Raw genomic sequence first — 525 nt, 5'->3', positions numbered from 1 at the left:
TTTTGCCTTCAAGCATATCTTTGTGTTCTTCGATCCATTCAGGTAATTCGCGGAAGGCTTCGATGTCAGGACGGACCGCGCCTCTGAAATGGCCAAGGTCATACTCGTAATCGTTACGCGCGTCGATGACAATTGTGTTTGGATCCTGCATCTTCTCATAAAATTCTGCAGGCTTCAAATGCTGGCCTGTTGTTTCGTTCGGATCGACATCATCTTCAAGACGAAGCGTTACAAGCTCTTTTTTATGGCGGACGAAGATTTTTTTGAAGGCATGGCCTTCTGCTTCATCAATTTTAAATACCATGTCCGCAAAGCGAGGATCAGCTTTCATTGTTTCCATATATTTTTCAGTCTGTTCAACCGTACCTGATACCGTACCGTTAATTCCTTCAGAAGAAACAAGGATACGGCCTAACAAACCAAGCTCCTTACAAAAAGCCAGATGCTGCTCTCTAAACGCCTCTGGATCTTCAATCGGAACATATTTATAGTAAAGTAATACTCTGTATTGTTTTTCCATGTTTT

The 525-nt window shown here is 42.3% G+C and carries 1 protein-coding gene; it reads right to left on the bottom strand.

Annotated elements, in window-relative coordinates; all coding sequences use genetic code 11:
* Positions 1-520, bottom strand: a 520-nt coding sequence (gene trhO, locus ACWHAR_RS31760; RefSeq protein WP_452089013.1) for an oxygen-dependent tRNA uridine(34) hydroxylase TrhO, incomplete at its 3' end; no start/stop codon positions are given.
* Positions 521-525: the final 5 nt, after the last annotated feature.

The organism is Bacillus sp. LR--39 (genome assembly GCF_053613335.1).
This window is presented reverse-complemented; position numbering and strand designations above follow the sequence as displayed.